At 39.6% G+C, this 18,566-nt stretch carries 16 protein-coding genes; 12 read left to right on the plus strand and 4 right to left on the minus strand.

Going from position 1 to position 18,566, the window contains the following annotated elements; genetic code table 11:
• Positions 1-64 precede the first annotated feature (64 nt).
• The 6 genes from BM207_RS16300 to BM207_RS16320 all read left to right on the plus strand — a co-directional run bounded on the left by BM207_RS16300 (position 65) and on the right by BM207_RS16320 (position 7,060).
• A complete protein-coding gene (locus tag BM207_RS16300; RefSeq protein ID WP_090996805.1) occupies positions 65-1,963 on the plus strand; it encodes an alpha-amylase family glycosyl hydrolase in 1,899 nt (632 codons plus the stop codon).
• A 61-nt stretch (positions 1,964-2,024) separates the two neighbouring features.
• Positions 2,025-3,353, plus strand: coding sequence for an alpha-L-fucosidase (locus BM207_RS16305; protein ID WP_177217146.1), 1,329 nt, complete (start codon positions 2,025-2,027; stop codon positions 3,351-3,353).
• 79 nt (positions 3,354-3,432) lie between these two features.
• A complete protein-coding gene (locus tag BM207_RS16310; RefSeq protein ID WP_090996808.1) occupies positions 3,433-4,998 on the plus strand; it encodes a S10 family peptidase in 1,566 nt (521 codons plus the stop codon).
• Positions 4,999-5,025: 27 nt separating this feature from the next.
• Positions 5,026-5,199 carry a hypothetical protein gene (locus BM207_RS19160; protein ID WP_177217147.1) on the plus strand — a complete coding sequence of 58 codons (174 nt, stop codon included), beginning with the start codon at positions 5,026-5,028 and terminating at the stop codon, positions 5,197-5,199.
• 13 nt (positions 5,200-5,212) lie between these two features.
• Positions 5,213-6,046, plus strand: coding sequence for an SPFH domain-containing protein (locus BM207_RS16315; RefSeq protein ID WP_090996811.1), 834 nt, complete (start codon positions 5,213-5,215; stop codon positions 6,044-6,046).
• A 48-nt stretch (positions 6,047-6,094) separates the two neighbouring features.
• On the plus strand, positions 6,095-7,060 hold the full coding sequence (locus BM207_RS16320; RefSeq protein WP_090996815.1) for an acetyl-CoA carboxylase carboxyltransferase subunit alpha: 966 nt from the start codon (positions 6,095-6,097) through the stop codon (positions 7,058-7,060).
• Here BM207_RS16320 and msrA read toward each other — a convergent pair.
• Entirely contained in the window at positions 7,057-7,656 is a 600-nt protein-coding gene (msrA, locus tag BM207_RS16325; protein ID WP_090996818.1) for a peptide-methionine (S)-S-oxide reductase MsrA, read from the minus strand. The two genes, BM207_RS16320 and msrA, sit on opposite strands and share 4 nt — an antisense overlap.
• A gap of 141 nt (positions 7,657-7,797) precedes the next feature.
• Between msrA and BM207_RS16330 the strand changes: the two genes are divergently transcribed.
• Positions 7,798-8,760 (plus strand): isopenicillin N synthase family dioxygenase, encoded by a 963-nt coding sequence (locus BM207_RS16330; protein WP_090996821.1) that lies wholly within the window; start codon positions 7,798-7,800, stop codon positions 8,758-8,760.
• A 14-nt stretch (positions 8,761-8,774) separates the two neighbouring features.
• On the opposite strand, the gene BM207_RS16335 is transcribed toward BM207_RS16330, so the two are convergent.
• Positions 8,775-8,996: a zinc ribbon domain-containing protein YjdM gene (locus BM207_RS16335; RefSeq protein WP_090996823.1), complete on the minus strand. Its 222-nt coding sequence runs from the start codon at positions 8,994-8,996 to the stop codon at positions 8,775-8,777.
• 273 nt (positions 8,997-9,269) lie between these two features.
• Here BM207_RS16335 and BM207_RS16340 point away from each other — a divergent pair, with 273 nt between their 5' ends.
• Positions 9,270-9,899, plus strand: coding sequence for a DUF6266 family protein (locus tag BM207_RS16340; protein ID WP_143095984.1), 630 nt, complete (start codon positions 9,270-9,272; stop codon positions 9,897-9,899).
• Here BM207_RS16340 and BM207_RS16345 read toward each other — a convergent pair.
• Together BM207_RS16345 and BM207_RS16350 are read right to left on the minus strand one after the other, a co-directional pair.
• The gene (locus BM207_RS16345) at positions 9,896-11,722 is read right to left on the minus strand and encodes a serine hydrolase domain-containing protein (RefSeq protein WP_090997073.1); all 1,827 of its coding nucleotides are present in this window, start codon (positions 11,720-11,722) and stop codon (positions 9,896-9,898) included. The two genes, BM207_RS16340 and BM207_RS16345, sit on opposite strands and share 4 nt — an antisense overlap.
• Positions 11,709-13,340 carry an amidohydrolase gene (locus tag BM207_RS16350; RefSeq protein WP_090996829.1) on the minus strand — a complete coding sequence of 544 codons (1,632 nt, stop codon included), beginning with the start codon at positions 13,338-13,340 and terminating at the stop codon, positions 11,709-11,711. Before BM207_RS16350 ends, BM207_RS16345 begins: the two co-directional genes overlap by 14 nt.
• A 165-nt stretch (positions 13,341-13,505) precedes the next feature.
• Between BM207_RS16350 and mutL the strand changes: the two genes are divergently transcribed.
• The 4 genes from mutL (at position 13,506) to BM207_RS16370 (ending at position 18,566) form a co-directional block, all read left to right on the plus strand.
• Positions 13,506-15,359 (plus strand): DNA mismatch repair endonuclease MutL, encoded by a 1,854-nt coding sequence (gene mutL / locus BM207_RS16355; RefSeq protein ID WP_090996832.1) that lies wholly within the window; start codon positions 13,506-13,508, stop codon positions 15,357-15,359.
• Between the two features lie 567 nt (positions 15,360-15,926).
• Positions 15,927-16,622, plus strand: a complete 696-nt coding sequence (locus BM207_RS16360) for a rhomboid family intramembrane serine protease (protein ID WP_090996835.1) — start codon at positions 15,927-15,929, stop codon at positions 16,620-16,622.
• The gene (locus BM207_RS16365) at positions 16,615-17,457 is read left to right on the plus strand and encodes a rhomboid family intramembrane serine protease (RefSeq protein ID WP_090996838.1); all 843 of its coding nucleotides are present in this window, start codon (positions 16,615-16,617) and stop codon (positions 17,455-17,457) included. The genes BM207_RS16360 and BM207_RS16365 overlap by 8 nt, the downstream gene beginning before the upstream one ends.
• Entirely contained in the window at positions 17,457-18,566 is a 1,110-nt protein-coding gene (locus BM207_RS16370; RefSeq protein ID WP_090996841.1) for an endonuclease/exonuclease/phosphatase family protein, read from the plus strand. The genes BM207_RS16365 and BM207_RS16370 overlap by 1 nt, the downstream gene beginning before the upstream one ends.

Here is an 18,566-nt window from a genome sequence, read left to right on the forward strand (position 1 = left end):
TACCCGGTCTTTATACACTATTAACGAAATAATTGTTAATTTAGATGTTCTAACCTAAAATCTTATGAACAAATTAATAGGCTATCTGGGCATAATGCTCTTTTTCATTGTTAGTTGCAAAAAACCGGGAACGTTCCCAAGTCCAGAGCCTGACCCGCCAGTCGTTGTCAATCCCCCAAGTAATCTGCCCCCGGGCGCTAAAGATGGAGTCGCCTACCTCAATAATGGAACTTCCGCATTAGTCACCCTATATGCGCCCGGTAAAACGTCGGTAGCCTTAATAGGGGATTTTAATAACTGGTCTGCAACAGCTCATAAAATGGCTAAAGCTTCAGATGGGTTAACCTGGTGGGTACAAGTTGATAATTTAAACCCCAACACAGAGTATGCTTATCAATTTTTGGTAGACGATAATCTGAGGGTCGCAGATCCATATTGTGAAAAGGTGTTGGATCCTAATCATGATAGTTTTATTCCCGCCTCAGTTTATCCAAACTTAAAGGCATATCCTACGGGTAAAACCACTGGCATTGTAAGCGTGATGCAGGGAAACCGACCTACGTATACATGGAAAAACAATAATTTTGTTCGTCCCGATAAAAATAGCCTGGTCATCTATGAATTATTGCTTCGCGATTTTACACAAGAACATAGCTATGCTGCCGCATTGGGAAAATTGGATTACTTAGTTAACCTCGGAATTAATGCGATTGAACTAATGCCCGTTAACGAGTTCGAAGGTAATTTAAGCTGGGGATATAATCCATCCTTTTACTTTGCTCCAGATAAATATTACGGCACGGAAACAGCTTTAAAAAATTTTATAGACGAATGTCACTCGCGTGGAATAGCTGTTATTCTCGACATGGTCTTGAATCACTCATTTGGTCAATCGCCCATGGCACAGTTATATTTCGAAGGGGGTAAGCCTTCGGGTAATAGTCCGTGGTTTAATGTTGATGCCAAACATCCTTTTAATGTAGGCTACGATTTTAACCATGAAAGTGCCGCCACTAAATATTTCGCTAAAAATGTGATCAAGTTTTGGATGCAAAATTATAAGATCGACGGCTTTCGGTTCGATTTATCAAAAGGCTTTACGCAGAAGAACTCTTCTGGTGATGATGTTTTCAGGCAATATGACGCGGGAAGAATTGCAATCTGGAAAGAATATAACGGCTTTATAAAGAGCTTAGACAATGCTAATTTTTATGTGATTCTAGAACATTTTGCAGAGGAAACGGAAGAACGTACCTTGGCCGACGATGGCATGATGCTCTGGAACAATCTTAATTATACTATGAATGAAGCAACAATGGGCTGGCTAAACAATGCTGATTTTTCGTGGGGATTTTATACCAAACATGGTTTTGCTAAATCCGAAAATTTAGTGAGCTACATAGAAAGCCATGATGAAGAGCGGTTGAATTTTAAGAACATTAATTTCGGTAATGCCTCAGGATCGTACGTTATTAAGGATTTAACCACCGCGTTAAAGAGAGAAGAAATGGCTGCGGCCTTTCTTTTCGCTATACCTGGTCCTAAAATGATTTGGCAATTCGGTGAATTAGGTTACGACACGAGCATTGATTTTAATGGCAGAACCGGGGTGAAACCAATAAAATGGGAGTATTTCAACGATCCGAGCAGAAAAGCCTTATATGAGGCTTATGCTAAATTTATAAAACTCAAGAAAGGTAATTCAATATTTAATTCGGCTACAATTAGTTATAATTTAACTGGAGCAATTAAATATATAAAATTGGTTAATAGTACAAACACAGTGGTAATAGTGGGTAATTTCGACGTAAATCCGCAAGTTGCCGGAATAGATTTTGGTAGTAACGGCTTATGGCTCGATGTACTGAATGGTTCTAATATTAACATTTCTGCTGCACAATATAATGCTACCCTTGCCCCAGGCGAATATCATATATTTAGTAAGCTAGCTTTGAATCAATAAAAGGGAACTTGGTTTTGGCATTGTGCATATTTATCCTTTAATTGCATAAATAAAAAGATAAATGATGATCAAAAGAGTACTCCTACTATACCTTGTTTTTTTGTCTGCTTTTTCTGCGGCTGCTCAAAATTATACTCCCTCAACTGCTAATCTGGAGGCGAGAAAATGGTTTAATGACGCCAGGTTTGGTTTATTTATCCATTGGGGTCCCTTTAGTATTCCCGGTAGTGGAGAATGGGTAATGAATAATCGTAAAATTACCGTCAACAATTATACGCGGTTGCAAGATTTTTTTAATCCCACAGCTTTTGATGCCGCTCATTATGTAACAATGGCGAAAAATGCGGGGATGAAGTATATCACGTTAATTACCCGGCACCATGATGGTTTTAGCATGTGGGATACCAAACACTCAGATTTTAATATCACCAATACACCCTACAAAAAAGATATTGTGAAAATGATGGCCGATGAGTGCCACAAGCAAGGGATAAAGCTCTTTTTGTACTATTCATTGTTAGATTGGACCAGAGAAGACTATCCGCACGAAACGGGAAGAACTGGTCAGCATAGTGGTAGGAAAGGAAAAAGCGATTATGCGAGCTATCTGCAATTCATGAAGAATCAACTGACTGAGTTATTGACCAATTATGGCGAGATTGCAGGTATCTGGTTTGATGGTCACTGGGACCAAACGGCCCCTGAAGGTGAAAAAGATAGAAACTCGAGAATAGATTGGAAATACGATGAAATATATAGCTTGATCCACCAACTACAGCCCCAATGTTTAATCGGTAATAATCACCACCTTACGCCTTTTGCAGGTGAAGACTTCCAAATGTTTGAAAAAGATTTGCCGGGAGAGAATAAATCAGGCTTAAGCTTTCAAAAAGCATCAGATAAACTGCCTTTAGAAACCTGTGAAACGATCAATGGCTCTTGGGGTTTTAGCTTAACGGACACCACTTACAAATCAAATAAGCAATTGATCGAATACCTCGTAAAGGCCGCTTCATTAGGGACTAATTTATTGCTTAACATTGGGCCCATGCCAAATGGAAAAGTACAGCCCGAATTTGAAGAGCGCTTGCAGGCAATGGGTAGCTGGCTGAAAACCTATGGCGAAAGTATCTATGGAACAGAGGCTGGTTATTTAAAACCGCAGGAATGGGGGAGTATGACCAAAAAAGGAAATAAGATTTTTGTGCATGTTTTAAATGCCAACACTAACCAGATTGTGCTACCGCAGTTCTTACACAAAAAGATAAAAAAAGCTTATTTGCTTAAGGATAATTCCAGCATTCAAACCAAACTTTCAAAAAATGAGCTAATCATCACGCTTAATTCTGACGAGCAGGAATTAGATAGAGTGGTGGTATTAGAAGTATAGGGCGTAACAATTTCGTGCCTATGCTAGTAATGCTTTGCAATTTTTTGATATTTATAGCGATACAACCAAAAACAATCAAATGAAGAGAATTTTTACCTTAACACTCATTGCATTAAGCTTTGTAAGCTTTACGCAAGCTCAACAACGCCGCGAAGGGCAAAGACCACCAACCGCTCCAACTAACCCTGCAGTAAGAGAAGAACCAGCAGCCAGAACACAGAGCGTGGCATCAAGAACCATTGTGCCAGAAAGTTCGGTCATTACCAATCATACCGTAACCATTAGAGGGAAAGCTGTTCCCTACAAAGCTACAACAGGAACTTTACCAGTATGGGATGAGGAAGGAAAAGCTATTGCCGGATTATTTTATACTTATTATGAACGCTCTGATGTTCAAAATAAAGATAGCAGACCCCTGGTAATTTCTTTTAACGGGGGCCCAGGTTCTGCATCGGTCTGGATGCATATCGCCTATACTGGTCCAGTGGTTTTAAATATCGACGATGAAGGATATCCAATTCAACCCTATGGTTATAAAGATAATAGTGCTTCAATTTTAGACGTTGCCGACATTGTTTACATCGATCCGGTAAATACGGGTTATTCCCGTGCAACTAGCAAAGACGTACCAACCAATAAGTTTTTTGGCGTTAGAGCCGACATCCGCTATTTGGCCGAATGGTTGAATACCTTTGTAACCCGCAATAACCGTTGGGCTTCTCCCAAATATTTAATCGGAGAAAGTTATGGCACCACCCGTGTTTCGGGCCTCGCTTTAGAGCTGCAAAGTAACCAATGGATGTATTTAAACGGGGTAATTTTAGTTTCGCCTACCGAACTAGGGATTGAAAGAGGAACAGTTTTGGACGCTGCGTTGCGTTTACCGTACTTCGCGGCAACAGCTTGGTACCATAAAGTTTTACCTGGCGATTTACAAAGCAAAAAATTAACGGATATGTTGCCAGAAGTGGAGAACTTTACGGTAAATGAACTTATTCCGGCCATTGCGAAAGGTGGGTTTTTACCAGCGGCCGAAAAGCAGAAAATTGCTGCTAAGATGGCTCGTTTCTCCGGTTTATCTGAAAAGGTTATCTTACAGAACAACCTTAACGTCTCTACCAATTTGTTCTGGAAAGAATTATTGCGCGATAAAGGCTATACCGTCGGAAGATTAGATTCGAGATACAAAGGGATCGATAAATCGGATGCAGGTAATAGTCCGGATTATAATGCAGAATTAACCTCTTGGCTGCACTCATTTACCCCGGCTATTAATATGTACATCCGCAATGAGCTCAATTATAAAACAGATTTAAAATATAACATGTTCGGTCCGGTAAACCCTTGGGAAAGAAGTGGCGACCAAACAGGCGAAAATTTGAGAGCGGCAATGGCTCAAAATCCTTATTTGCATGTTTTAGTTCAATCGGGTTATTATGATGGTGCCTGCGATTATTTTAATGCAAAGTATAATATGTGGCAAATGGATCCGAGTGGTAAGCTGAAAGATAGAATGAGCTGGGAAGGGTATGAAAGTGGTCATATGATGTACCTGCGCAAGCCAGATTTACAACTAGGAAATGATCACATCCGTGATTTTATCGAAAAAACATTGCCAAAAAAAGGTGTTCCTGCGAAGTTTTAAACAACCAATATTTAAATTGCTGTAACAATGAAACAAATCTTCATTCTAATTCGCGTAATTGTGGCTATTACACTCATCACTTTAGGGGTGAACAATTTGAGTGAGCCCTCTAATATTGATGTAGCAATTGGGGTATTCGAGATTATATTGGGATTAGCAATTGTATTTAAGCCGATAACTAATTTATTTAAAAAGATTTAAAATGGACTCATCTATGTCGAGAAAAATTATCAGATACGTATTAATATTCGTTGCATTTCTTGCTTTTATAATTATTCAACCATTTACTTATGAGAATATAGATGCTGGAAATGTGGGTATCAAAATTAATCTATACGGTACCAATAGAGGCGTTGATAATATTACCATAGTAACCGGTCGAGTGTGGTACAATACCTGGACAACTAAAATTATTGAATTCCCAACGTTTACACAGTCGGTAGATTACGATCCGTTTGTGGTAACTACAAAAGACGCTGCGGAGTTTAAGGTGGATCCTAAGCTAAATTACCATGTAAACCCGGCAATGGTTCCTCAAATTTATAGACAATACCGTAAAACATTAACTGAAATCGAACAACAGTTTATGCGCAACAGTATTTATGATGCCTATCGTATTGTAGCGAACTCGTTTAGTTCGGATTCAGTAATGTCTAACCGGGAAAAATTCGAAGATAGAATACAAACGGTGTTGATTTCTAAATTGGGTAAAGATGGGTTTATATACGACCAACTTACTTCGGCTATTACGCCTCCAGAAAGTTTAAGACAAATGATTGATGAGAAAAATGCTTCAATCCAAGCCCGATTAAAGGCAGAAAATCAAGCTAAGCAAGCAGATGCCGAAGCAAAAGTAAAGGTGGCAACGGCTACAGGGGAGGCACAAGCACTATTAGTTAGGGCTAAATCTGAAGCTGAAGCGAACCGATTAAGACAGGCTTCATTAACACCGATGTTAATACAGCAGGAATGGATTAAAAAATGGGATGGTAAATTACCTACTACACAAACCGGAGCGGGTACAAGCTTTATGATGCCTATTAAGTAAGGAGTTCTTTGTTCTTTTAGCTATTTTCCGTATTTTTACAGCCCGCATATGGAACAGATCAAAACATCATTCGATTTCGAAAAGCCCTTAGCTGATTTAATGCAGCAAATTGAAAAGGTAAAACAAGTTGCTGACAAAACTAAAGTAGACATGTCTGCAACTTTAGCAGAGCTTGAAGAAAAGGTGGCTAATACAAGTAAAAGCCTTTATAGTAACTTAACAGGGTGGCAAAAAGTACAGATGTCGCGCCATGCTGAAAGGCCTCAGACTTTAGATTATATCAATTTTATTTGCGATGACTTCATTGAAATGCATGGCGATAGAACTGTTAAGGACGATAAGGCCATTATTGGGGGTTTTGCTTCCATTGATGGGCAAACAGTGATGATCATTGGTCACCAAAAAGGAAAAAATACCAAAGAGCGTCAGTTTCGTAATTTCGGGATGGCAAATCCCGAGGGTTACCGGAAGGCTTTAAGGTTAATGCGTTTAGCCGAGAAATTTAATAAACCTGTTATATCGTTTATTGATACCATGGGTGCCTATCCTGGTTTGGAAGCCGAAGAGCGTGGACAAGGTGAAGCGATTGCAAGAAATTTATTAGAAATGTCGGTGCTCAAAGTGCCCATATTATGTTTTGTTGTTGGTGAAGGTGCATCAGGCGGAGCCTTAGGAATTGGGATTGGCGATAAAGTTTATATGTTAGAGCATACCTGGTATTCGGTTATCTCTCCCGAATCTTGCTCATCTATTTTATGGAGAAGCTGGGATTTTAAGGAGAAAGCTGCAGAATGCTTAAAGCTTACCTCAGATGATATGTTTAAAAACAAGTTAATCGATGGTATTGTCAAAGAACCCCTCGGTGGTGCGCATCAAAATCCCGAATTGATGGGGGAAACATTAAAGAAACAAATAGTCAAAGATCTTAAAGAATTAACTAAACTAGATACAGACAAGCTTATAGCAACCAGAATTGATAAATTCTGTGCAATGGGTGTTGTGGTAGAAGGTTAGTTTTTCAGCTTAGCTTTGAATAATTTCTCCAGCTTTTCCATTTTCGGTAAGATTACTATTCTGCAATAAGGCAATTCTCCGTTTTTAATGTAGTAGTCTTGATGATAGTTTTCGGCAACATAGAAAGTTTCCGCTTTATCAATGCTGGTTACCACAGGCTTGCCAAATGCATTCTCTTTATTAAGCGCTGCCTTATATTTTTCGGCAATTTCTTTTTGTTCAGGGCTATGATAAAAAATAACGGAGCGATATTGTGTGCCAACATCGGCGCCTTGCCTGTTCAAAGTGGTAGGATCGTGGGTTTTCCAGAAAATTTCTAATAGCTCGTCGTAGCTAATTTTTGCCGGATCATATTCCATTTCAATCACTTCGGCATGGTTTGTTGTTCCGGTACAAATTTCTTCATAAGTAGGATTTACTGTATTGCCGCCTTCATAACCCGATTTAACGTTGGTTACGCCATTTAAGCGTTGAAATAGCGCTTCTGTACACCAAAAGCAGCCCATGCCGAAAGTTGCTTTCTGTAATTTCTTTTGCTGAGCATCTGCATTTTCCATAGATAGGAGTACTAAAATTAACAAGGTAATGTATTTCATCTTTTACGAATTACTTTCAGTAATTATACGCAAAACAAAGGAAGATAGTTTTGAATAACTAAAAATGCTAATTATTATTGACAATAGGATGGCGATTGCAATAAGTTTTCTAAATTTATACATTCATAAAAAACAAAAGATATGTCTACACCTTATATCCCATGCCTTGATCTAAGCAGCTATATTCATGGTACTGAAGAGCAGCGTAAGAAGTTTTCTGATGAGCTTGGAAGAGCTTTTAATGACTCAGGATTCGTGACCATTACCAATCATGGTGTTAGTCAGGAGTTAATTGATAAGTTATATGCTCATATAAAGGGAGTTTTTAGTTTACCAGTAGCGGTAAAACGCAAATATGAAAAACCCGAATTGGCCGGACAAAGAGGCTATACCAGTGCTGGGAAGGAAACGGCAAAAGGCGCAAAAACGGCCGATTTAAAAGAATTTTGGCAAATAGGACAAGAGGTGACCGATGGAGATCCCATCAAAAAAGAGTACCCTGATAACGAAGTTTTGGAAGAAATCGAAGGCTTTAATACGGTTACCAGAGAAATTTATCAAAAACTCGAAGAGAATGGCAAGCATTTGTTACGTGCCATTGCCACCTATTTAAACTTGCCGGTTAATTATTTTGATAAACACGTACATAATGGAAATTCAATTTTAAGAGGAATCCATTATTTTCCGATAGAAGACCCGGATGCCCTGCCAGATGATGCTGTACGTGCCGGAGCACATGAGGATATTAATTTAATTACCCTGTTAATCGGTGCGAGTGCCGATGGTTTAGAAGTATTAACCCGCAATAACGAATGGTTGCCAATTAAAGCACATCATACCGATATTGTGGTAAATGTTGGCGACATGTTGCAACGCCTAACCAATAATAAGCTTAAATCTACCACACACCGGGTTGTTAACCCCCCGCGCGAATTGATGAAAACGTCGCGTTTCTCCGTGCCCTTCTTTTTACACCCAAGAAGTGATATGGACTTAACAAGTTTACCTTCAACAATCGATGCTGACCATCCAAAAGCCTACAACGATATGACTGCTGGAGAATATTTGGATGAACGTTTAAGAGAGATCGGGTTGAAAAAATAATTAACTGAAAATTGTTAGCCTTTTTTCAGGAATTCTGTTTTTAATACAATCCTCATTTTATCAGCTTTACAATCCACCTCTTTAGGATCGTCGGTTAACTTAATATTTTTGATAACCATACCTTTTTTTAAAGTTACCGATGTTCCTTTTACGGGCAAACTTTTAATTAATATTACTGAATCGCCATCCTTTAAACGGTTACCATTACTGTCTTTTACAATTAATTCTTCTTCCATTGTTATTGTGATTTTTCACAAAGATAAGATAAATCTTTAAGGCCATTGTAGGGACGGCTAGGGAAAGTGATGCAGACAAAGTAACTATTAACAGGGGGATAACAGGGGGTTAGCAGGGAGTTAACAGGGACTAAACAGGGATTAATGCCTGTACACCCCCTGTTAATTCCCTATAAATTCCGTGTAAAATTTATGTTAAAGGTCTCTTTTTCCCTAATTTTTCTTATCTTTATTAAGAAGCCGGTGGCATTAGACTGTTTTAAATTTGATGATATGGCAATAATTAGAAATGGGCCTAACGGAGGCTTAACAGGTAAATTTGGTTCGGTTATAGGTTATAAGCTGAACGGACAGGATGTTATTAAAGGTTTAGCTAAAGTAAGGACAAAAAAGCCCGGAGCTAAAGAGTTAGCGAATAGAGCAAAGTTTGCTTTATTGCAAGCCTGGCAGCGGCCGCTCTTAGGTGTGCTTAGGGTAGGCTTTAGAAATTATGCACCCACTTTTCAAGGCTTTGTTGCTGCCAAATCGTATAACAGTAAGCACGCATTGAAAACGAGGGAAGATGGCACCTCTTATATTGATCCAAGTTTAGCCTTAGTGAGTTTTGGAAGTCTTACAGTTCCGAAAACCATGCATATGGAACGCCAGGGTGATAGCATATTGTTCACTTGGAGTACAGATGGACATTATGAAATGATAGACCAAGCCATGGTATTGGCCTATTGTTCCGAAACTGGCCAAGCAGCGTATGACATTGCCGCAGGAAAGCGGTACATGGGTACGGCTTCTATCGAGTTACCTGATGATTCAGCAGGGTGTGAATTTCACGTGTATATAGCTTTCGTAGCGTATGATCATAGCTCGCAAAGCAACAGCCACTATTTAGGGTCGGTTATTGCTTAATTGCCGCTCTTCTTTCCTTTGTCAATCGCCTTAATAATTGCGTCCTGTATCCGCGGACGAATATTTAACCTTCCTAATTGTTCGCTTACCGTTGGATTTACCCGATTAGAGAGAAACACATAAATCAATCCTCTTGTAGGATCTGTCCACACCGCAATACCTGTATAACCGGTATGGCCAAAGGTTTGCGGTGAAGCCAATGAAGATGGATATTTCTTCGTTAAATCTGGATCCCAACGGTCAAATCCCAATCCTCTTCTGCTAATGTTCGATTGTTTTGCAGTAAACATATCAACGGTCTGGGGTTTAAAATACTGCTCGCCACCATAAGTGCCTTTATTAAGCATAAGCTGATAAAAGATTGCCAGATCGTTGGCCGAGCCGAATAAGCCAGCGTGACCTGCAACACCGCCTTTTAAAGCAGCTCCCTGATCGTGCACATAACCTTCTAATAGCGTTTTTCTGAAAACTTTATCATCTTCTGTTGGTACTATCCTATCTTTTGCAAAACGGTTTCTTGGGAGATAGCCAGCAGTATGCATACCCAATGGCTTATAAAAATTGGCTAAAACATACTGGTCTTCCGGTGTTTCTGTAATGTGTTCAACAATATCCTGCATCACGTACATACTGATGTCACTGTACACGTAGCTTCCTCGGGTTTTGATGGGCGAGTTTAACATTTTTGGCCACATAACATCATTAAAAAAACCTCTTTTAACATAATAGTTGTCTGCCACTTTTGTGGGGAAGGCAGCTGTTGAATCCCGGCTATAATCTCCTTCTTTAATAAAATTATGAAAAGGGATATAAGGAATAAAACCAGCTTGATGGAGCATTACTTCACGAACGTTGATGCCGTTCATGGGGGTATTTCTTGCTTTTGCAATATAAGAACCAACATTGGTGTCCAATTTTAATTTGTTCTGTTCCACTAAACGCATCACACTCGGCGTAGTAGCCGTAACTTTTGTAACTGATGCCAGGTCGAATATATCGGTTATATTGTCGGCTCTTCGATTGTCATAGGTATGGTAGCCAAAAGCTTTGTTATAAATTACCTTGCCATCTTTCGCAACTAACACCACCATACCTGGGGCAGCTTTTTTGGTGATTCCTTCTTTCACAATTTCATCGATTTCCTTCAGGTCATCCGTGTTAACACCTGCATCTTCGGGTACGGTGTATTTTAACCGGGTAGTTGTAGTCTTGTAGCCTGATCCAACCGTATATTTTCCCGAATATCCTATAGTTAAGGTTTGCTGGGCGGCTATACCTCCAAAAATAATCTGAGGGATTACCATGCTCGACTCCTGGTCAATTTGTGGTGTCCAAACTATTGGTGCGGTTAGCTGATCGAGATTGGCCAAACTTTTGCCATCGCCAAATAGTGCCACTATTACATTTTTATTTTTAGCAATGTTATTGATGAAATTCAAATATTTGCCATTGGAAGACATTGCATCCGTAATCGCAATGATCACCGTATTAAAATATTTTAAATCATCTTCTAGGTCGTTCAACGTAGATGAATCCTTGTATTTTAAAGCACTCATCGACTGCACATCTGCATATTTATAGAGCAAGCTGTCAAAGGCCAACTGATGTTCAAATCCTAAATTAACCGAAGCAAAATGCTTGTCGCTTAAACCCACAATTGGAATTAGGTTCTTTTGATTGTTAAGGAGTACAGAATTTTTAGTAATCGCATTGATTGATTTTAAGCGATTTTCGTTTTGTCTATGTTCTTGTGCGCAGGCACTTAAGGTAAAAGCTAGGGTTAGAAACGCAACAATTGTACTTATTAATTTATTTTTGATCATATACCTTTTCTCCATTAACGTAAGTCTTCAGCACCTTATTTTGTAAAATTTGCGTTGCGTTAGCTTTCATGATATCGTTTTCGAGCACAATGAAATCTGCAAACTTGCCAATTTCCAAGCTTCCTTTTTCCTTTTCTTCGAAGTTAGCTTTTGCGGCCCAAATGGTCATCCCTCTAAGAGCTTGTTCGGCCGTTAAAGCATTTTCCATCTGGTAACCATTTGGAGGGAAATCTTTAGCGTCCTTTCTGGCTGTAGCAGCAAAAAATGTAAACATCGGGTTGATCTGCTCCACAGGAAAGTCGGTTCCCAAAGGTATCCAACCATTTTGGTCCATTAATTGTTTGTAAGCATAGGCACCCTTCACTCTTTCGCTACCCAAGCGATCACCCGCCCAATACATATCGGAAGTGGCGTGTGTAGGCTGTACCGAGGGAATGATGCTTGCGCTGCCAAATAGGTTAAAATCTGCCTGAGCGACCACTTGTGCGTGTTCAATTCTCCATCTCTTATCATTTTTACCGCCTAAAACCTCATTATAGATTTTGAGAATGGTACGGTTTGCAGAATCTCCAATGGCGTGGGTGCACATTTGAAAGTTGTGTTCGTTTATTTTTTTAGCTACCTCTTCAAAGTGCTTAGTCTCGCTTAATAGGAAACCTCTCTTATTCGGCATATCGGTGTAAGGATGTAATAAGCAAGCACCTCTGGAACCTAATGCTCCATCTGCATATACTTTGAAAGCCCTTACATTTAATCGATCTGTTTTAATTGCTCCTCGTTTAAATAGGTAATCAAAATTTTTCTCGGTATCAGAAAGCATCACATATAAACGCATCTTTAATGTTTTCTTGGCCTGCATTTTTTCAATAAAATCTACCGCTTCAAAGTCTAAACCACAATCGTCTATCGTGGTTAAACCTACTGAAAAACAATTTTTTTGCGCATCAAGAAAAATTTTCTCCATTTGCTTTGCATTGGGTGCCGGTATTTTATTTTGAACCAGTCCCACAGCATTGTCAATTAACAGACCGGTTAATTTGCCATCTTTTTCTACAATATCTCCCCCTGTTAAGGAAAACGATTTGCTAACTCCCGCTTCGTCTAGGGCTTTTTGGTTTACCACAGCGGCATGACCGTCTATTCGCTCCAATAGCACGGGACGGTTCGGGAACATTACATCTAACTTTTCTTTTGTTGGAAATTCCTTGTTTATCCAATCATTCTGATCCCATCCTCTACCAATTAGCCAGCCATCGGGATTTGTCTTCGCGAACTCACTTAACCTAGTTAAAACCTCATCCCAGCTGTTTGTCTCTCTTAAATCAGCACTCTGCAAACTTTGTCCATAGCCCATAAAGTGGGCATGAGCATCAATAAAACCTGGATATACGGCTTTTCCTGCAACATCCACCTCTTCATTGGCTGCAAATTCCTTGCGAATATCGTCCGTTGTTCCAACGCCAACAATTTTGCCGTCCTTAATAGCCATTGCTTCTGCTATTTCAAACTTGTCGTTTACCGTGTAAACTTTTCCATTATAGATAATCATATCTGCTTTTTGCTTTCCACAGCCAGTGAGGACGAACAAAAGTATGAGTAGGAAAGAGAGTCTTTTCATGCTTTAAAGATAGGAAAAGGTTGGGAGTTTTTATACTGATGCGGTTTAAAGATTAAAGCCGGCTTCTCCTGCATCACCTCTAAGTCATTTAGTATCAATAATGTGAAAACAGACTTAAGGATAAAGCTAATTTTCGCTAAATTAGCGACCTTACTATAATAATAAATGTCTGATATTATACAACTTTTACCTGATAGCGTTGCTAATCAAATCGCCGCTGGCGAAGTGGTACAGCGACCGGCGTCGGCAGTAAAAGAGTTGCTTGAAAATGCGATTGATGCTGGGGCTGACAAAATTCAATTAATCGTTAAGGATGCAGGGAAGGCACTCATTCAGGTCATTGATAATGGTTGTGGGATGAGCGTTAGCGATGCGAGAATGTGCTTTGAGCGTCATGCTACTTCAAAAGTTCGCAAAGCGGAAGACCTATTTGCCATTCGTACCATGGGTTTTAGGGGAGAAGCAATGGCTTCGATTGCGGCGATTGCTCAGGTAGAGTTGAAGACCAAACGGCATGAAGAAGAGGTGGGTACATTAGTGGAGATTGAGGGGGCTTCATTTATCAAACAAGAGCCTGTTGCTACCCCAGGTGGAACGAGTATCTGTATTAAAAATCTATTTTACAATACCCCGGCCAGGCGTAACTTTTTAAAAAGTAATCCTGCAGAAATGCGCCATATTATTGACGAATTTCAACGAGTTGCTCTGGCTAAGCCCGCCATTGCTTTCAGTCTGCATCATGATGGAGTAGAGATTTATCGTTTACCTGCTTCTGCATTAAAACAACGTGTGGTTCATCTATTTGGAAATAATTATAATCAACGATTAATCCCTGTGGAGGAAGAAACCACAATTATTAATCTTAAAGGATATATTGGAAAGCCTGAATTTGCCAAAAAAACCCGGGGTGAACAGTTTTTCTTTGTAAATGATCGTTTTATAAAGGATGCTTATTTAAATCACGCTGTAAACAAAGCTTACCAAGAGTTGTTGCCTGAGGATAGTTATCCATTGTATGTATTATTTATAGATATCGATCCAGCTAAGATCGACGTAAACGTGCATCCAACTAAAACTGAAATCAAGTATTTGGACGAAAAGTCCATTTATGCCATTATTCATTCCGCTGTCAAAAGATCTTTAGGGCGGTTTAACATTAGTCCTACCATAGACTTTAATCAGGAAACGGGTTTCACTCAGATGATAAGTCCCATTCCTCAGGAAGATATTGTACCTCCGAGTATTGCTTTCAACCCCGACTTTAACCCATTTGCACCTAGCAGGTCGCCTGTGAAAGATAATGTGGTAACCTATGTACGGAATTATGGGAATGCTGGCAATAACTCACAAAACTGGGGCTCATTGTATGAGGTTACCGAACATAAGGTGGTAGCGCAATCTGCATTGCCCTTGACACCAACTTATGAAGGCGATCAATTTGAGCCGGTGCAGAAACAATTTATGCAGATACATAACCGTTACATTGTTTCACAGATTAAGTCGGGTGTAATGGTGATTGATCAGCAGGCTGCGCATGAAAGGATTTTGTATGAAAGATTTTCGCTTCATTTAGAAGATAGAAAGGGAGCTTCCCAGCAAAGTCTTTTTCCGCAAACGGTTACTTTAAGTCCGAACGACTACGAATTAGCCAAAAGTTTATTAGAAGATATTAAAAGCTTGGGTTTTGAAGTTCGGGAATTCGGTAAAAATACGTTGGTTATTGAAGGCGTTCCGGTTGATTTGGGAAGTGCAACAATTAATGAAACGCAATTATTTGAACAGCTAATTGAGGGCTATAAAAATTCACAACAGGAGTTAAAACTTGATAAAAGAGATTCCTTGGCCAGAAGTATGGCAAGGAACAGTGCAATTAAAGCAGGAACAGCTTTAAGTCAGCAAGAAATGAATACCTTAATTGAGGAGCTTTTTTCTTGTAAAACTCCTAACTTTAGCGTGAATGGGCGACCAGTGATTCAAACTATTGCGCTGAGTGAAATTGCGCAGAAATTTGAGCGGTAGGGATAGGGAGATAGATTGCTTCGTGCCTCGCAATGACGGGTGTGGTGCGTTGAAAGGACGGAAGGGTGAGGGATAAAAATTTGCAACAAAAGATCGTCATTGCGAGGTACGAAGCAATCTTTTGACTATGCAGGGTTAGGTTGCTTCGCTGCGCTCGCAATGACGAAAGATGAGATTGCTTCGCTGCGCTCGCAATGACGGGTGTGGTGCGTTGAAAGGACGGAAGGGTGAGGGACAAAAATTTGCAACAAAAGATCGTCATTGCGAGGTACGAAGCAATCTTTTGACTATGCAGGGTTAGATTGCTTCGCTGCGCTCGCAATGACGGGTGTGGTGCGTTGAAAGGACGGAAGGGTGAGGGACAAAAATTTGCAACAAAAGATCGTCATTGCGAGGTACGAAGCAATCTTTTGACTATGCGGGGTTAGATTGCTTCGCTGCGCTCGCAAGGACGGAAGGTTAGATTGCTTCGCTGCGCTCGCAATGACGGGTGGTGCCTCGCAATGACGGGTTGTAAGTAGAAAGAAAGAAATAATATTATATTGGAAAATCCAAATCAAAAAAACTATGAATAACATTCCACCGGTTGTTAAGAATTTGCTAATTATTAATGTGCTATTTTTTGTGGCCAAATGGATTTTTGAGCAACAAGGAATTCCATTTGCTGAGTATTTAGCCGTATTCTACTTCGATTCGCCTTTCTTTAAAATATGGCAGCCACTCACCTACATGTTTATGCACGCAAACACGATGCATATTTTCTTCAATATGTTTGCGCTTTATTCGTTTGGAGGAATATTGGAAGCGCATTGGGGGCCTAAGCGCTTTATTAACTTTTACCTTATCACCGGCTTTGGCGCTTTGGCTTTGCAATGGGCGGTGCAGGCATTCGAAGTTTACCAAATCACGGGTTCAGCGATCAATAATCTCGACACGCTTTCGGTAGCGAGCTTAGCGGACCTAGAAACGATGAAATCAATTTACTTTGGACCAATGGTTGGTGCCTCGGGTGCTATTTTTGGTTTGCTCGTGGCTTTCGCAATGCTATACCCCAATATTGAGATGTATATTATGTTTATCCCAGTTCCGGTTAAAGCAAAATATATTATTCCAGTTTACATAGTGATTGAGCTATTTTTAGGGATGGGAAAATTTGCCGGAGATTCTGTGGCCCACTTTGCCCATCTAGGTGGTGCACTGATAGGTTATATTTTAGTTAAGCTATGGCGAAACAAAACAACTTTTTACGATTATTATGACTAGAGGATTGTTGCATGAACTGTATATAAAGTTTTTCAAGTCGGGCAGCCCCGCTATGCTATATATAGGTATTAACGTACTTATATTTATTGTTGCTTCCTTGCTGGGGGTGTTCATGGTTTTCTCTGGCGAAAAGGGATGGCTTACAGCGCAAATTCAGGAGTACTTTGCATTCCCTGCTACCATAGCTAGTTTGCCGTTTAGGTTTTATACAATTATAACCTACCAGTTTTTTCATGCCGATTTTTTTCATGTTCTATTCAATATGTTATGGTTGTATTGGATGGGACAAATATTCTTAAGTTTTTTAAAACCCCGTCAATTTCACTTTGTGTATTTGGGTGGCGGTATTTTAGGAGCGCTCACATTTTTATTGCTATTCCACATTGTTCCGGTATTTTCCGTTCAGCAGGCAACCATTATCGGTTCTTCAGCCTGTGTAATGGCTATTTTAGTTGCCACGGCTACTTTAGTTCCGGATTACAATCTTCAGTTAATGTTACTTGGAAATGTTAAATTGAAATACCTCGTTTTAGCCTATATCATACTTGATGTTATTGGAACCGGTGGAGCCAATGCCGGCGGGAGCATTGCCCATTTAGGCGGCGCTTTATTTGGATTTAGTTATATCAAATTATTGCAGAACGGGAAGGACTTGAGCGGTATCTTCGTCAGAAAGCCTAAATTAAAAGTCGTAAGAAATTCCGCCCCGAAAAAAAGTGAGCATATCGTTAATCAGAAAGAAATAGATGCAATCTTAGATAAAATTTCTAAGGCCGGATATGATCAGTTGAGCAAGGAAGAAAAGGAGATTTTGTTTAGGGCAAGTAAGAATTAATGAAAAAAAAGAGGATCACACTTTTTGATAAACTGGTATTTGGGGTAGCCATTCTGTTGGCTATTGGTATGTTTATGGGGATTAGAGCTGGAGTAAGCGACCCTCGTGAGCACATGATTATCGCGTTTTTTGGTTTAGCCTATCCATTCTTCCTTTTTGCAAATATTTTAGTGTTGATCTATTGGGCTTTGCGAGCTAAGTGGGTAGTTGTTATCTTAACTGTAGTTTTGATAGGCTACGGCGGCCACAGTTTAATTGCTACGTTTGGTTTTTTTGGTAAAAAGGGCGCGCTGCAAAAAGAAGATGTCAAACTGATCAGGATGATGACCTACAACGTGCATAATTTTACCCCTTATGGTGAAAAAATCTCCTTGTTAACAAAAGAGAAAATGCTGGATCTTGTGGCAACCCAAATGCCCGATGTAATCTGCTTTCAGGAATTCTATACCAGAAAAAAAGGGCCATTTGATATCATCGATAGTTTAAAAACGTTGCTCAATATAAAATACTACTACTTTGAGCCCACTATGACGAGTGAGAAGGAATCAATTGGAATGGCGATTTTCTCTCGTTACCCCATTAAAAATATTGGCAAAATTGAATTCCCAAATGTGAGGGGCAATGAGAGTATATTTGCTGATATACAGGTTAATAATAAGCTGGTAAGAGTGTATAATGTTCATTTGCAATCCATCTCTTTTGGGAAGGAAGATTATACTTACCTGGACCAGGTTACCAAGGATATGGATCCTCAGGTGACCTCCTCTAAACGGATTTTGAGGATGCTGAAAGGAGCATTTAAAAAACGAAGCGAGCAGGTTGATCTCATGAAAGCCCACATGAAAACTTGTGAAACGCCGTATATTATTGCAGGAGATTTTAACGATACCCCAGCATCTTACGTAGTGAGGAAAATGACCGATTCCTTAAATAATGCATTTATTAAGAAAGGGCAGGGTTTTGGAAAAACTTATAACGGTAAGTTCCCCAATTTTCAGATAGATTATATTGCAACCACCAAAGATATTGAGGTGGTAAATTATCAGATTATTGAAGCGAGACTATCCGACCATTTTCCCGTTCGCAGCGATCTGCGTTTAAAAGAGTAA

It is taken from the genome of Pedobacter insulae, from assembly GCF_900113525.1.
Taxonomy (GTDB): Bacteria; Bacteroidota; Bacteroidia; order Sphingobacteriales; family Sphingobacteriaceae; genus Pedobacter; species Pedobacter insulae.

Excerpts from the sequence above, each read along its gene's own strand:
- BM207_RS16300 (WP_090996805.1), top strand. The coding sequence starts at position 65 with ATGAACAAATTAATAGGCTATCTGGGCATAATGCTCTTTTTCATTGTT.
- BM207_RS16305 (WP_177217146.1), top strand. The coding sequence starts at position 2,025 with ATGATGATCAAAAGAGTACTCCTACTATACCTTGTTTTTTTGTCTGCT.
- BM207_RS16310 (WP_090996808.1), top strand. The coding sequence starts at position 3,433 with ATGAAGAGAATTTTTACCTTAACACTCATTGCATTAAGCTTTGTAAGC.
- BM207_RS19160 (WP_177217147.1), top strand. The coding sequence starts at position 5,026 with ATGAAACAAATCTTCATTCTAATTCGCGTAATTGTGGCTATTACACTC.
- BM207_RS16315 (WP_090996811.1), top strand. The coding sequence starts at position 5,213 with ATGTCGAGAAAAATTATCAGATACGTATTAATATTCGTTGCATTTCTT.
- BM207_RS16320 (WP_090996815.1), top strand. The coding sequence starts at position 6,095 with ATGGAACAGATCAAAACATCATTCGATTTCGAAAAGCCCTTAGCTGAT.
- msrA (WP_090996818.1), bottom strand. The coding sequence starts at position 7,656 with ATGAAATACATTACCTTGTTAATTTTAGTACTCCTATCTATGGAAAAT.
- BM207_RS16330 (WP_090996821.1), top strand. The coding sequence starts at position 7,798 with ATGTCTACACCTTATATCCCATGCCTTGATCTAAGCAGCTATATTCAT.
- BM207_RS16335 (WP_090996823.1), bottom strand. The coding sequence starts at position 8,996 with ATGGAAGAAGAATTAATTGTAAAAGACAGTAATGGTAACCGTTTAAAG.
- BM207_RS16340 (WP_143095984.1), top strand. The coding sequence starts at position 9,270 with ATGGCAATAATTAGAAATGGGCCTAACGGAGGCTTAACAGGTAAATTT.
- BM207_RS16345 (WP_090997073.1), bottom strand. The coding sequence starts at position 11,722 with ATGATCAAAAATAAATTAATAAGTACAATTGTTGCGTTTCTAACCCTA.
- BM207_RS16350 (WP_090996829.1), bottom strand. The coding sequence starts at position 13,340 with ATGAAAAGACTCTCTTTCCTACTCATACTTTTGTTCGTCCTCACTGGC.
- mutL (WP_090996832.1), top strand. The coding sequence starts at position 13,506 with ATGTCTGATATTATACAACTTTTACCTGATAGCGTTGCTAATCAAATC.
- BM207_RS16360 (WP_090996835.1), top strand. The coding sequence starts at position 15,927 with ATGAATAACATTCCACCGGTTGTTAAGAATTTGCTAATTATTAATGTG.
- BM207_RS16365 (WP_090996838.1), top strand. The coding sequence starts at position 16,615 with ATGACTAGAGGATTGTTGCATGAACTGTATATAAAGTTTTTCAAGTCG.
- BM207_RS16370 (WP_090996841.1), top strand. The coding sequence starts at position 17,457 with ATGAAAAAAAAGAGGATCACACTTTTTGATAAACTGGTATTTGGGGTA.